Origin of the sequence: Candidatus Methylopumilus planktonicus (assembly GCF_000981505.1) — a bacterium.
Taxonomy (GTDB): Bacteria; Pseudomonadota; Gammaproteobacteria; order Burkholderiales; family Methylophilaceae; genus Methylopumilus; species Methylopumilus planktonicus.
In genome coordinates this window covers 344,052-357,176 of record NZ_LN827929.1, presented here as the reverse complement: position 1 = coordinate 357,176, position 13,125 = coordinate 344,052, and the positions used below count along the sequence as shown (strand labels likewise).

Annotated in this window: 15 protein-coding genes and 1 pseudogene; 15 read left to right on the top strand and 1 reads right to left on the bottom strand. The window is 35.0% G+C overall.

Features of this window, described 5'->3' with window-relative positions:
• The first annotated feature begins 46 nt into the window (after positions 1-46).
• The 11 genes and pseudogenes from BN1208_RS01975 to mnmA all read left to right on the top strand — a co-directional run bounded on the left by BN1208_RS01975 (position 47) and on the right by mnmA (position 8,319).
• Positions 47-634: a riboflavin synthase gene (locus tag BN1208_RS01975; protein WP_046487355.1), complete on the top strand. Its 588-nt coding sequence runs from the start codon at positions 47-49 to the stop codon at positions 632-634.
• A 7-nt stretch (positions 635-641) separates the two neighbouring features.
• Positions 642-1,724 carry a bifunctional 3,4-dihydroxy-2-butanone-4-phosphate synthase/GTP cyclohydrolase II gene (gene ribBA / locus BN1208_RS01970; RefSeq protein ID WP_046487351.1) on the top strand — a complete coding sequence of 361 codons (1,083 nt, stop codon included), beginning with the start codon at positions 642-644 and terminating at the stop codon, positions 1,722-1,724.
• A gap of 158 nt (positions 1,725-1,882) precedes the next feature.
• Complete coding sequence (gene ruvX / locus BN1208_RS01965; RefSeq protein WP_046487347.1) at positions 1,883-2,335, top strand: Holliday junction resolvase RuvX; 453 nt, start codon at positions 1,883-1,885, stop codon at positions 2,333-2,335.
• A gap of 8 nt (positions 2,336-2,343) precedes the next feature.
• A complete protein-coding gene (gene pyrR, locus BN1208_RS01960; protein ID WP_046487344.1) occupies positions 2,344-2,844 on the top strand; it encodes a bifunctional pyr operon transcriptional regulator/uracil phosphoribosyltransferase PyrR in 501 nt (166 codons plus the stop codon).
• A pseudogene (locus tag BN1208_RS01955) lies at positions 2,837-3,791 on the top strand (aspartate carbamoyltransferase catalytic subunit). Before pyrR ends, BN1208_RS01955 begins: the two are co-directional and overlap by 8 nt.
• Entirely contained in the window at positions 3,788-4,324 is a 537-nt protein-coding gene (locus tag BN1208_RS07395) for an amidohydrolase family protein (RefSeq protein ID WP_231854585.1), read from the top strand. The pseudogene BN1208_RS01955 and the gene BN1208_RS07395 overlap by 4 nt, the downstream one beginning before the upstream one ends.
• Complete coding sequence (locus tag BN1208_RS01950) at positions 4,225-5,064, top strand: amidohydrolase family protein (RefSeq protein WP_231854584.1); 840 nt, start codon at positions 4,225-4,227, stop codon at positions 5,062-5,064. Before BN1208_RS07395 ends, BN1208_RS01950 begins: the two co-directional genes overlap by 100 nt.
• A 153-nt stretch (positions 5,065-5,217) precedes the next feature.
• Positions 5,218-5,565 carry a hypothetical protein gene (locus BN1208_RS01945; RefSeq protein ID WP_052734609.1) on the top strand — a complete coding sequence of 116 codons (348 nt, stop codon included), beginning with the start codon at positions 5,218-5,220 and terminating at the stop codon, positions 5,563-5,565.
• Positions 5,566-5,823: 258 nt separating this feature from the next.
• The gene (locus BN1208_RS07180; RefSeq protein WP_156157761.1) at positions 5,824-6,387 is read left to right on the top strand and encodes a YggS family pyridoxal phosphate-dependent enzyme; all 564 of its coding nucleotides are present in this window, start codon (positions 5,824-5,826) and stop codon (positions 6,385-6,387) included.
• Positions 6,384-7,187, top strand: a complete 804-nt coding sequence (proC, locus tag BN1208_RS01935; RefSeq protein ID WP_052734607.1) for a pyrroline-5-carboxylate reductase — start codon at positions 6,384-6,386, stop codon at positions 7,185-7,187. Before BN1208_RS07180 ends, proC begins: the two co-directional genes overlap by 4 nt.
• A gap of 4 nt (positions 7,188-7,191) precedes the next feature.
• Positions 7,192-8,319 carry a tRNA 2-thiouridine(34) synthase MnmA gene (mnmA, locus tag BN1208_RS01930; RefSeq protein ID WP_046487342.1) on the top strand — a complete coding sequence of 376 codons (1,128 nt, stop codon included), beginning with the start codon at positions 7,192-7,194 and terminating at the stop codon, positions 8,317-8,319.
• On the opposite strand, the gene BN1208_RS01925 is transcribed toward mnmA, so the two are convergent.
• Positions 8,270-8,881 carry a glutathione S-transferase family protein gene (locus tag BN1208_RS01925; protein WP_046487340.1) on the bottom strand — a complete coding sequence of 204 codons (612 nt, stop codon included), beginning with the start codon at positions 8,879-8,881 and terminating at the stop codon, positions 8,270-8,272. The two genes, mnmA and BN1208_RS01925, sit on opposite strands and share 50 nt — an antisense overlap.
• Before the next feature lie 54 nt (positions 8,882-8,935).
• Here BN1208_RS01925 and nadC point away from each other — a divergent pair, with 54 nt between their 5' ends.
• The 4 genes from nadC (at position 8,936) to ilvC (ending at position 13,123) form a co-directional block, all read left to right on the top strand.
• Entirely contained in the window at positions 8,936-9,802 is an 867-nt protein-coding gene (gene nadC, locus BN1208_RS01920) for a carboxylating nicotinate-nucleotide diphosphorylase (RefSeq protein WP_046487338.1), read from the top strand.
• Positions 9,803-9,875: 73 nt separating this feature from the next.
• Positions 9,876-11,594: an acetolactate synthase 3 catalytic subunit gene (locus BN1208_RS01915; protein ID WP_046487336.1), complete on the top strand. Its 1,719-nt coding sequence runs from the start codon at positions 9,876-9,878 to the stop codon at positions 11,592-11,594.
• A complete protein-coding gene (gene ilvN / locus BN1208_RS01910; RefSeq protein WP_046487334.1) occupies positions 11,595-12,086 on the top strand; it encodes an acetolactate synthase small subunit in 492 nt (163 codons plus the stop codon). It begins immediately after the preceding gene.
• A gap of 20 nt (positions 12,087-12,106) precedes the next feature.
• Positions 12,107-13,123, top strand: a complete 1,017-nt coding sequence (gene ilvC, locus BN1208_RS01905) for a ketol-acid reductoisomerase (RefSeq protein WP_046487331.1) — start codon at positions 12,107-12,109, stop codon at positions 13,121-13,123.
• The last annotated feature ends 2 nt before the right edge of the window (positions 13,124-13,125 follow it).

Below are 13,125 nucleotides of genomic sequence, written 5' to 3'. Positions count from 1 at the left end.
TTTTATTTTATCAGGGATATACATTCTAATCTGATAAAATCACCCTATGTTTACAGGCATAATTCAATCCATCGGCTTAATAAAAAAAATTGAATCTTTAAAAAAAGATGCCCGCATTACTGTCGCCTATGAGGCCAATAAAATTAAGGCAAGCAACTTGGGAGATAGCATATCTATTAATGGGGTATGCCTTACCGTTCAGAAAAAACAAAAAAATCAATTTATATTTCATGTGTCCGCAGAAACGTTAAGCAGAACTATATCTTTTTCTGAAAAATCTCTAGTAAATTTAGAGAGTGCAGTTTTATACAATGGAAAAGTAGGCGGTCATTTTGTAACAGGCCATATTGATGGCATAGCAAAAATTGCCAGTATCAAAACTACTAGTCAATGTTGGATTCTAGAAATCAAGCCCCCTAAAAAACTAATGAAATTTATTGCTGAAAAGGGATCTATTGCGATAAATGGCGTAAGTCTTACTGTAAATTCAGTTAAAAGTGATAATTTTAAAGTAAACATTATTCCTTTTACCCTGAAGGAAACTAATTTAGGGAGCCTAACCAAGGGCAGCGAAATTAACATTGAAGTAGACTTGATTGCTAGATACCTTGAAAACATTCTCAAAAGAAAATAAAGAATAGATGATCCGTCCGATAGTTGAAATTATTGAAGATATAAAACAAGGCAAAATGGTTATCCTTGTGGATGAGGAAAATAGAGAAAATGAAGGCGATCTCGTTCTTGCGGCAGAATTTGCTAATTCAGATCATATTAATTTTATGTCTAAATTTGGGCGCGGCCTTATTTGTCTAACGCTAACAGAAGAGAAATGCAAAATACTCGAATTGCCTCTAATGGTTCAAGAAAATGAAACACGCTTAGGGACTAACTTTACGGTGTCTATTGAAGCTGCTGAAGGCGTCACTACTGGAATTTCAGCAAATGACAGAGCCACAACAATTAAAGCTGCAATTCATAAAAATGCTACTTCAAAAAGTATTGTAAGGCCCGGTCATATATTCCCATTAATATCCAAAAAAGGTGGTGTGCTTGTCAGGGCTGGACATACTGAAGCTGGATGTGATCTTGCGCATCTTGCAGGTCTTGAATCAGCATCAGTGATATGTGAAATTCTTAATGAAGATGGAAATATGGCGCGACTTCCAGATTTAATTAAATTTTCAGAGCAGCATAATATTAAGATTGGAACAATTGCAGATCTTATCGAATACCGAAGAAAAAATGAAAAATTAATCGAAAAATTAATCGAAAAAAATATCTTAACGCCTTATGGCGAAATGAAATTAATTTTGTATAAAGACAAAATCTTAGAAGAAACTCATATTGCCCTTGTAAAAGGTGAAATTCAAAAAGATAAAGAAACTATTGTGAGAGTTCATGAGCCTTTATCGGTGATAGACCTTTTAGATATAGAAGATAAAAAGCATTCATGGAATGCCTTGAAGGCAATCAAAAAAATAAGTGAGGATGGCGGTGTATTAGTCTTTATAAACCACAATACAAACACCAACGATCTCCTAAATATTTTAAAAACAGAAAACACTCTGCCACTCAAGAGCAGTAATGATCTAAGAAATTACGGGATTGGCTCTCAAATATTAGTAGATTTAGGAGTTAGAAAAATGAAGCTACTATCTGCCCCAAGAAAAATGCCGAGCATGATTGGTTTTGGGCTTGAAATTACAGGTTATTTAGAAAATTAATATGTGCTATTATTAAATTATGCTAGAATTATGTCATTGAAAAATTATAGAAAAAATAATTTTAAAGCGCACTGTCAAACTGACTTCATGTCAGTTTTTTTTTCGAAAAAAACTTCCCTTATTAGCTTGAATCTAGAATTAAGCTCGATAAAATTGCCATGTTAAATATCGAAAATCATCAAGCACCTGGTAAGCAAAGAGAAGGAAATATCATAGGATTTGATTTTGGACAAAGACGCATAGGGGTTGCAATTGGAAACAATATTTCCAAGACAGCTCAGGCTTTAATAACAATCGAATCTTCAACTAATAACCAAACATTTGAAGCTATTCAAAAAATTATGGATGAATGGAGGCCGATATCTATAGTTGTTGGAGTTCCATTTAATGTGGATGGGTCTGAACATAAAGTCACTAATTTATCTAAAAAATTCGCCAAGCAACTAGAGCAAAAATATTTGCTTCCCACTCATCTTATTGATGAACGCTATACTTCAATTGAAGCTAATCATGAACTTAAAGATAAGAAAATTGATTTAAAGAAAAAGAAACTATTAATTGACCAAATAGCTGCAAAAATTATTTTACAATCTTATCTTGACCAAATTTAAGTTAAAAAATGAACCTACCTAACGCAGAAAACCTTATAGAAAGCCTAAAAAATAAAATCAATGAGATGATTGATGAGAACACTGTTCTCATTGGCGTCCAGCGAGGTGGAGAACTTATTCTTCAAAAGATTTTACCTAGCTTGGGAAGTGCTGTTGCAACAGGCTCAATTGATACGTCTTTCTATAGGGATGACTTTTCAAGTCGCGGCTTAAAAATAAAAAACAAGCCTTCAAAAATTGATACGGAAATTAATGGCAAGCATATTATTCTTATTGATGATGTATTTTCTTCAGGAAGAACTGTTAGGGCTGCCATGAATGAAATTTTTGATTATGGAAGACCTGATAAAATTACATTGGCTGTTTTAATTGACAGAAACGAGCAAGAGCTTCCTATTTCGCCGCAGATTTGTATCGAAAAAATTAGCCTTTCTAAAAATCAACATTTAGAGCTTGTATTAGATGAGAATAAAAAATTTACCTTTCAGTTAAAGGAATCTCATGTTTAATCCTCAGCTAAACAATAAAGGTAATTTAAATCATCTTTTATCTATTGAAGGCCTGTCCAAAGAAAAAATTATTCAAATATTAGATACAGCAGAATCATTCTTAAAAATAGGCGAGAGAGATGTTAAAAAAGTTCCTATTTTAAGAGGTAAAACAGTATGCAATGTTTTCTTTGAAAATAGCACAAGAACTAGAACTACTTTCGAGATTGCTGCCAAGAGACTTTCTGCCGATGTTATTAATCTAAATGTCGCTACCTCGTCTCAATCTAAAGGTGAAACTGTTTTGGATACAATCAATAATTTGATTGCCATGAATGCAGATATTTTTGTTGTAAGGCATTCGTCATCAGGTGCTGCTCATTTTATTGCCTCTCATGTAAAGCCAAATATTCATATTATCAATGCAGGTGACGGAAATCACTCTCACCCCACTCAAGGCCTTCTAGACGCTTTTACTATAAGAAAATATAAAACAAACTTTAATAATTTAAAAGTGGCTATCGTGGGAGATATTCTAAATTCTAGGGTTGCACGATCTAATATTCACGCATTAAATATACTTGGCGTTCCTGAAATTAGAGTGATTGCTCCCAAAACATTACTTCCCGATGAAATTGAAAAGCTAGGAGTGCATGTTTTCTATGATGTCGATAAGGGACTGAAAGATGTAGATGTCATTATGATGCTAAGGATTCAAAATGAAAGAATGGATGGAATCATGCTCCCCTCTCAAAGAAGAGTACTTTAAAACTTATGGATTAAATCAAGTGCGATTAGATTTAGCAAAAAAAGATGCAATAGTTATGCACCCCGGACCAATGAATAGAGGGGTAGAAATCGATTCAGCCATAGCTGACAGCGAACAATCTGTCATTCTCCCTCAGGTGACTTTTGGAATAGCCGTAAGAATGGCTGTGATGGCAATTTTAGCAGGGCAACATTCATGAGCATTTTAATTAAAAATGGTCGAGTGGTTGACCCAAAAAATAATATAGATGCAATATTAGATATATTGGTTATAGATGGAAAAATTGCAGAACTAAATAAGAATTTAGACTCAAAGAAAGCAAAACAGATAATTGATGCCTCAAACAAAATAGTTATACCAGGCATTATTGACCTTCAATTGAATTTAAGAGAGCCGGGTAACCAATATAAGTCCACCTTAGAAAGTGAAATGAAAGCAGCAAATGCTGGCGGAGTCACTGGGATGGTGTGCCCTCCAGACACAACACCAATTCTAGATGAGCCAGGCCTTGTGAAAATGTTAAAGAACAAATCAGAGGCGCTTAAGTTAGGCAATGTATATCCCCTTGGAGCGCTCACTCAAAAATTAAATGGGAAATTATTAACTGAAATAAATGATTTATACGAATCTGGGTGTATTGGATTTTCTCAGGCAGAAAAACCAATTCAAGACACAGAAGTTTTGTACAGATCTTTTCAATACCTCTCAACATTCAATTTAAAAGCATTTTAAGAGCAGAGGATGCTTATTTATCAGAAAAGGGCATTATAAATGCGGGTGAAATCTCAACTCGACTAGGATTAAAAGGTATTCAAAGCATAAGTGAAACTACTGCCATCAATAAAATTCTGGAAATTGCTCATTTAACCAAGACAAAGGTTCATTTAAATAAAATATCAACTGCTGATGGATTAAATTTAGTAAAAATAGCTAAAAAAAATGGTGTCAAAGTGACTTGTGATGTATCTATTCATCAAATTTTTCTTACAGATAATGATATTGGCTTCTTTAACACTAACTGTTTTTTAAAGCCTCCTTTGAGAAGAGAATCTGATCGAATAAAGATTATTGATTCAATTGTTGATGGCACAATTGATGCAATATGTTCAGATCATTCACCAGTAAATGAAGATAATAAATTGAAACCTTTTGCAGAGTCTGAACATGGCGCATCAAGCGTAGAGCTCCTAATGCCGCTCGTATACAAGCTATCTGAGGACTATAAAATAGACCTGGGCTTGCTAATCAATAAAATAACTAATCAGCCTTCAGGTATTTTGGAAATTAATAAGGGTAGTCTCTCGGTAAATTCGGATGCAGATATTTGTATATTTGACCCTGAGCATTCATGGGAAATAAATTCAAAATCTTTAATCAGTGAAGGTAAAAATACACCATTTTTTAATCAAAATCTTACTGGAAAAGTATCGAGCACTATTTTTAATGGCAATATTGTCTTTACTGGCTCCTAAGTAATTTTAAAAAATTAAATAAAAAGAATAAATTCATCGTAAAAAGTAATATGAAAATAATTGCAATAAAAACTTGACTAGGTTTAAAAACAAGTCCATATTTATATTTGCATTTGTAGTAAAAAAAATTTTTTTTATTCTTTGGAGTATTAAATGATCAAAAAATTAATTTCAGCAATTTTTGGTTCTTCAAAACCAGTAGAAACTAATAGCACTCTTCCAGCAACAATCTCTAAACCTTCAACATCAGTCAGCGCTAAGAAAAAACCAGCAGCTAAAAGAAAACCAGCAGCTAAGAAAAAACCAGCAGCTAAGAAAAAACCAGCAGCTAAGAAAAAACCAGTAGCTAAGAAAAAACCAGTAGCTAAGAAAAAACCAGCAGCTAAAAGAAAACCAGCAGCTAAAAGAAAACCAGCAGCTAAAAGAAAACCAGCAGCTAAGAAAAAACCAGCAGCTAAAAGAAAACCAGCAGCTAAAAGAAAACCAGCAGCTAAAAAATAAATATAACGGGACTTTATGTCCCGTTTTTATTAGCAAGTTCTTTGTTGCTAAACAAACTAAAACCAAGCAAACTTCAATTTGCTTGGTTTTTTTTATTTAAATAATGACTACAATTTCTCAAAACGTTTCTCAAATCAATCAAAACATTCTAGAGGCTTCTGCTTTTAATAACTTTCCTGAGAAAGTTACTTTGGTAGCTGTAAGCAAAGGTCACTCTTTTGATAAAAATTATTGAAGCGTTTGATGCTGGTATCATAAATTTCGGGGGAAAACTATCTTCAAGAAGCTCTCAACAAAAAATTACATTTAGAAAATTTTGCAATTCAGTGGCATTTTTTAGGGCCCATTCAAAGCAATAAATGCAAGCTTATTGCAGAAAACTTCGACTGGGTTCATAGCGTAGATAGATTAAAAGTTATGAAACTACTTAATGACTTAAGACCTTCAGGCGCCACTCCTCTAAATATCTGTATTCAAATTAATTCAAGCGGTGAGGATACTAAGAGCGGCATCGCGATCGATGATGCACAATCACATTTAATAGACCTTATTAGCGCACTCAAAGAACTTCCTAAACTTAAACTAAGAGGTATTATGTCTATACCCTCCAATACGGAAGACCGCAAAAAAGTCATTGATGAATTTAAATCCATGCATGTACTTTATGCTAAATTAAAAAATCAAATTGATACTGTTGATACATTGTCTATGGGTATGTCGAATGACTTCAAACCAGCTATTGAGCATGGTTCAAATCTTGTTAGGATTGGTACCGCTATTTTTGGGGCGAGAGCAATAAAAACTCAAGGGGACGATAATTGAATATTTGTTTTTTAGGCGGAGGAAATATGGCCGGAGCTATGATTAGCGGCTTATTAAATAAAGACCATAACCCTGCACTTATTCGGGTGATTGAATCTAATTCAGAAAAAAGATTAGCTCTTGAAAATAAATTTAATGTTTCTACGGAGGCGGAGTTTAAAAAGATAAATAGCAATGAAATTATTGTACTTGCCGTTAAGCCTCAGCAAGCTGAATCAGTTCTTAAATCAATTTCCAGTGAAATTTCGAATCAACTTATTCTATCTATCGCGGCAGGCATTCAAATAGACTCCATTGAGAAGTGGGTAGGTGGGCATAAAAATATTGTGAGATCTATGCCTAATATGTGCGCTCAAATCCAGCTTGGAGTAACGGCTCTTTTTACTCAAGAAGCCTTGGATGCAAAGAACAAAGTAGCTGTTGAAGAAATTGCGGGCGCTATTGGAGAGTTTATTTGGCTAGAAGATGAGTCTAAGATGGATGCCGTTACAGCTATCTCAGGAAGTGGGCCAGCTTATATATTCTATTTCCTCAATGCATTTATCGAATCAGCTATTGAATTAGGTTTGTCGAGAAAAGAGGCCGAAAAATTATGTGGTAAAACTTTACTCGGCGCATCTCATTTAGCTTCAGATCATTTAAATGACCTTCAAAATCTTATAGCATCTGTCGCTTCAAAAGGTGGCACAACAGAAGAGGGCTTGAAACAACTCGAATCAAATAAATTAAATGAAACACTTTTAAAGGCTACTCGAGCTGCTTGTGAAAAATCAAAAAAACTTGGCTCAGAATTTAATTAATTAAATGAATAATAGTACAGTCATTGTAGGTTTATCAGGCGGCGTTGACTCTTCTGTGGCTGCCTTGCTCCTAAAGAACCAAGGCTATAAAGTCGTTGGTCTCTTCATGAAAAATTGGGAAGATGACGATGATGATGATTACTGCTCAAGCAAACAAGATCTTCTGGATGCAGTATCTGTTGCCGATAAAATTGGCATTGATATTGAAGTAGTAAATTTTAGTAAGGAATATAAAGAAAAGGTATTTTCTGAATTTATTAATGAAATTAAAAGTGGTAAAACTCCAAATCCAGATATTTTATGTAATTCTGAAATTAAATTTAGTGCCTTTTTAAATCATGCAATTTCAATGGGTGCAGATAAGATTGCAACTGGTCATTACGCACAAATTAAAGAAGCAGACGGCTTATATAGTCTTCTTAAAGCAGACGACTCAACAAAAGATCAAAGTTATTTCTTATATCGCCTCAATCAACATCAGCTCTCAAAGTCTTTATTTCCCCTAGGTAATCTCCTTAAAAAAGATGTAAGAGAGATTGCTAAAAAAGAAGGTTTACATAACAGTGATAAAAAAGACTCTACAGGTATATGTTTTATTGGCGAAAGACCCTTTACAGAATTTTTAAATAAATATATAGAAAATTCTCCAGGTCCCATTAAAGATGAGCACGGAAAGATACTAGGAGAGCATATAGGTCTTATGTTTTACACGCTTGGCCAAAGACAGGGGCTTGGCATCGGTGGCTCGAAAACGAGTAATGGTGAGCCTTGGTTTGTAGCTGAAAAAAGTATTAAAGAAAATATACTTATTGTTGCTCAAGGACACGCCCACCCCCTTTTATTTAAAGATGGATTAATTGCAAAGAAACCCCATTGGATACATGAGGCTCTACCAGAGAAACATTGGGTATATGGAGCCAAAACAAGATACCGGGAATCTGATGCCCCTTGTGAAATCGATATGATAAAAGATGATTCAGTGGAAATATTTTTTGGGCAAAAACAATGGGCCATTACTCCCGGGCAATCTGTGGTTGTTTACGAAAGCAATGTATGTTTAGGTGGCGCTATTATTGAATGCGCTATAGATAAGGCTCAGGTGCCGTTTCCTGAAAAGATTGTCGCTTCATAAGCTCTTCATGCAAATGATATAGATTTAGATATTCACTCTTAAAGTCAATTTCAGGATATCTTAATTTAACGTACCCCAAAGCACATCCGACGGCTATATCAGCATACGAAAATGTATCCTCTAAATAGTATTCTTTATCTTCTATTTCTTCATTGAGCCTTTGAAGACTTAACTTTATTTTTCTCATTTGCTTTTCAAATACATCAGTATTTTGTTGTGAAATCGGCCTTCGCTTTTCCAGCATGATTGCCACTGATGCGTCGCATAATCCATCTGCTATAGCTTCCCATCTTTTTACTAATATTTTTTTATCAAAATCACTGGGAATTAAATAAAGCGGACCACTCTTATAGTCAATATACTCAGCTATTACCGGTGAATCAAAAATTGATATATCGTTTATAACCAATATAGGTACTTTAGCTAAAGGATTGTATTCATGAATAGTACAATTTTTATCAGCAAGCACAACCTTCTCCAAAGTCACTGGAACTTTTTTCTCATCAATTAAAATTCTTATTTTTCTAGCGTAAGGGCTATTATTTGAATAAAAAAGCTTCATTTTTCTCTCAATTAAAAAAACTAAATTTATTATAATTTGTTAAGCTTCTAGATTATGCAAAGATCAAAAATAAATAAGAAAACTTTGATTGAAGCCATTCAAACAAATGTCAAAATGGCGATCCAAGAAGATATAGGTAATATTGATTTATCTGCTCAACTCATCGAAGCAAAATCAACTGCAGTAGCTTATGTTAAAGCCAAAGAGTCGGCTTTAATTGCTGGTATTCCTTGGTTTAACGCTACTTTTTTAATGCTAGATCCAAAAATCAAAATAAAGTGGCTTGTTAAAGAAGGTGAGATTGTAAAAAAAAATCAGAGGCTTTGTGAGATTTACGGCAATGCAAAATCAATCCTCAGCGGAGAAAGAATAGCGCTTAATTTCTTACAAACCTTATCTTCCACATCAACGATTACACATCAATATGTCAAAGCTATTGCAAATACGCATACAGGTATCTTTGATACAAGGAAAACAATCCCAGGGTTAAGAATTGCGCAAAAATATGCTGTCGCTATTGGGGGTGGTAATAATCAACGCATCGGACTTTTTGATCAAATACTTATCAAAGAAAACCATATTACATCCGCTAAAAAAATTGATGATTTACTCTCGCTCGCTTTGAAATACTCCAAAAGTAAAGATATTCAAATTGAAGTTGAAAATCTTGATCAGTTTAAAAAATTTATTGAGCTAGGCTTTAGAAATATATTATTAGATAACTTTAATATTAAAGATCTTAAAAAAGCTGTACTTCTTAATAAAAAAAGAGCGATTCTTGAGGCGTCTGGAAATATTACGCTAAAAAATGTTAAAAAAATTGCACTGACGGGCGTAAATAGAATCTCTCTAGGAGCGCTCACAAAAAATATCAAGGCAATTGATTTATCTATGAAAATTGAGACTTTTAAAAGTCTCTAAACTTGACCAAATACGCTTAAAGCGTTAATGTTGAGGGTTTAAAGCTATCTCACTAATTACAATCAAGAATTCTATGAACTCAAATCACATTTCTGGAGCAGAAATTGTTATTCGCTGCCTTCACGAGGAAAAAGTCAAATTCGTTTTTGGTTATCCTGGTGGCGCCGTCCTTAATATTTATGATGCTGTTTTTAAGCAAAATAAATTTAAGCATGTTCTAGTTCGTCACGAACAAGCAGCTGTTCATGCAGCTGACGCCTATTCAAGATCTACTGGAAAAGTTGGCGTTGCTCTTGTAACCTCAGGCCCGGGAGCGACCAATGCTGTAACAGGTATTGCGACCGCCTACATGGATTCCATTCCCATGGTGATCATTAGTGGTCAGGTTCCAACTTACGCTATTGGGCAAGATGCCTTTCAGGAATGTGATACGGTAGGGATTACGCGTCCATGTGTAAAACATAATTTCTTAGTTAAGGACGTTAAAGATATTGCATCTACAATTAAGAAAGCTTTCTATGTTGCGTCAAGCGGAAGACCTGGGCCTGTTTTGGTTGATATTCCAAAAGACATCACAGCCGAAAAATATGAGTTTAACTATCCTAAATCGGTTCATTTAAGATCTTATAACCCTATTATTAAGGGTCATAGCGGCCAAATTAAAAAAGCATTGTCACTTCTTTTGAGTGCAAAAAAACCAATGATCTACTCGGGTGGCGGCGTTGTATTGGGCGATGCCTCTTCACAATTAACTAAATTTGTTCGTACTATTGGGGCTCCTATTACAAGCACGCTTATGGGCTTGGGTGGTTTTCCTGCAAGTGATAAGCAGTTTCTAGGCATGTTAGGTATGCATGGTACCTATGAGGCTAATATGGCTATGCAAGAATGTGATGTATTGTTGGCTGTTGGTGCTCGCTTTGACGACAGAGTGATTGGTAATCCAGAGCATTTCTTATCCAAACCGAAAACAATCATTCACATTGATATTGATCCATCATCTATTTCTAAAAGAGTAAAGATTGATATACCTATCGTAGGTCATGTCGTTTCAGTACTTACTGAACTTAATGATCTTTTATCTAAAGAAAAAACAAAGCAAAACATATCGCTTAAGCATTGGTTGAAAGAAATTGACCAATGGAGATCGACAAATTGCTTAAGTTTTAAAAACGATAAAAAACTCATTAAACCTCAATTTGTTGTTCAAACCTTACATCAGGTAACAAAAGGCGATGCCTTTATTACTTCTGATGTAGGTCAGCACCAAATGTGGGCAGCACAATACTATCCATTTGATAAGCCTAGAAGATGGATTAATTCTGGTGGCCTGGGAACCATGGGCGTGGGATTACCCTATGCAATGGGCACTCAACTAGCTCATCCTGATGCGATGGTTGCTTGTGTGACCGGTGAAGCTTCCATACAAATGTGTATTCAAGAACTATCTACCTGCAAGCAATTCCATTTACCTATCAAGATTATTAATCTCAACAATAGATACATGGGGATGGTAAGACAATGGCAAGAATTTTTTTATGGAAATCGTTATGCGGAATCCTATATGGAAGCATTGCCTGATTTTGTGAAATTAGCTGAAGCTTATGGTCACGTTGGAATGAAAATCGAGAACCCAAGCGATATTGAGCCGGCTCTCAAAGAAGCTTTTAGTAAAAAACTAAAAGAGCGCTTGGTCTTTATGGACTTCATTACGGATCAAAAAGAAAATGTATTTCCAATGATTCCTAATGGAAAAGGCTTGTCAGAAATGATTACAGCTGAGGATCTATAAATGAGACATATTATTTCTCTATTGATGGAAAATGAATCTGGTGCTTTATCTAGAGTTTCCGGGTTATTCTCTGCAAGAGGTTACAACATTGAATCTTTGACTGTTGCGCCTACTGAAGATGCAACGCTCTCAAGAATGACTATTGTCACTTCTGGCACAGATGAGATTATTGAACAAATCATCAAGCAACTTAATAAATTAATTGATGTTGTAAAGGTCCTAGATTTAAATGATGGCAAATTTATTGAGCGGGAGCTAATGATAGTTAAAGTTAAAGCAAATGCTCAGTACCGAGATGAGATGAAAAGAATGTGTGATATTTTCAGAGGACGAATTATCGATGTTTCTGATAGCTCATTTACTATTGAGTTAACAGGATCATCTAGCAAATTAGACGCTTATATTGAAAGCATTGATAAGGCGGCTATTTTAGAAACGGTCAGAACTGGTGCGTCAGGAATTGGACGCGGTCATAGAATTTTAAAGGTATAAATTAAAACTGAAAGGTTATTATGAAGGTTTACTACGATAAAGATGCTGATTTAAATTTAATTAAAAAATTAAATGTTGTTATTGTTGGTTATGGCTCACAGGGCCACGCTCATGCAGCCAATCTTAAAGAATCAGGCGTCAACGTCACTGTTGCTCTTAGAAAAGGTGGCGCATCATGGGATAAAGCCAAAAGTGCAGGACATAACGTTTTAGAAATTAATGAAGCCGTCAAAAATGCTGATGTGGCCATGCTTTTAATCCCTGATGAAACAATGCCTCAGATTTTTCATCAAGAAGTTGCCCCATTCTTGAAAAAAAATGCTGTGCTTGCTTTTGCCCATGGATTTAATATTCACTATAACCAAATTATTCCGAGGGATGATCTTGATGTCATTATGATTGCACCAAAAGGGCCTGGCCACACAGTGCGCTCAGAATATCTTAAAGGTGGTGGCGTACCTTCATTAATTGCGATTTATCAAAATAAATCTGGCAAAGCAAAAGAAATTGCTCTTTCATATGCAGCGGCAAATGGTGGCACAAAAGGTGGGGTCATTGAAACAGATTTCCGTGAAGAAACTGAAACTGACTTATTTGGTGAACAGGCTGTTTTATGCGGTGGCGCAGTTGAGCTTGTCAAAGCAGGTTTTGAAACATTAACTGAAGCAGGTTACGCCCCAGAAATGGCTTATTTTGAGTGCTTACATGAACTTAAACTTATTGTAGATTTAATGTATGAAGGCGGTATTGCTAATATGAACTACTCTATCTCAAATAATGCTGAATTCGGAGAGTACGTAACCGGCCCTAAAGTTATTGGTAATGAGGCCAAGTTAGCCATGAAAGAAGCTTTAAAAAATATTCAAAATGGAGAGTATGCGAAACGTTTTATCCTTGAAGGGAAAACAAACTATCCAGAAATGACCGCAAGACGAAGACTCAATGCTGAACATCCTATTGAAAAAGTTGGCTCACAACTCAGATCAATGATGCCTTGGATCGCCAAGAATAAGCTTGTTGATCAAAGCAAAAACTAGCT